This window comes from Paraburkholderia sp. J8-2 (genome assembly GCF_905220195.1).
GTDB lineage: Bacteria > Pseudomonadota > Gammaproteobacteria > Burkholderiales > Burkholderiaceae > Paraburkholderia.
In genome coordinates this window covers 1-551 of the sequence record NZ_CAJMZA010000117.1, presented here as the reverse complement: position 1 = coordinate 551, position 551 = coordinate 1, and the positions used below count along the sequence as shown (strand labels likewise).

1 protein-coding gene is annotated in these 551 nt (G+C 60.1%); it reads left to right on the top strand.

The window, feature by feature from the left end; translation table 11 throughout:
* A partial coding sequence (locus U5A52_RS43060) for a TAXI family TRAP transporter solute-binding subunit (RefSeq protein ID WP_321940504.1) occupies positions 1-551 on the top strand: 551 nt, incomplete at both ends.

Genomic DNA, 551 nt, shown 5'->3' with positions numbered 1-551 from the left:
GCCGGCACACTGATACGGCCGCTGCGGCTCATCATGCCGCTCTATGACGAGGAGATTTACTTCGTCGTGCGTAACGACTCGCCGATGAAGAACATCAACGAGATCAAGGACAAGGTGATGAGCGTGGGCCTGATCGGCAGCGGCACCGCGCAGTCGGCAACGACGCTCTACCGCCTCATGTTCGGCCAGCCCATTCCCGAACAGAACGCGCAGCACCTGAGCAATGAAGACGCACTTGCGGCGCTCATCGTCAAGAAGATCGATGTGGCGATCATCGTCGCCGGGCAACCCGCCAAGCTCTTTACCGACATGAACCCCGAACTGCTGCAGCAGATCCGCTTCCTGCGCGTCGACCCCAACGCCCCGGAAACGGCGCGCGCGAAGCAAACCTACTATCCGGCAACCATTCACGTGTCGAGCTACCCGAACTGGCTGAAGGAGGACGTGCCGACCTGGACGGTGAAAGCCTTTCTCGTCACCTACGACTACAACCTGCGCGATACGGTCGGCAACCTGAAGCGCTTTGCCGATTCGCTCTGCACGAACTTCGA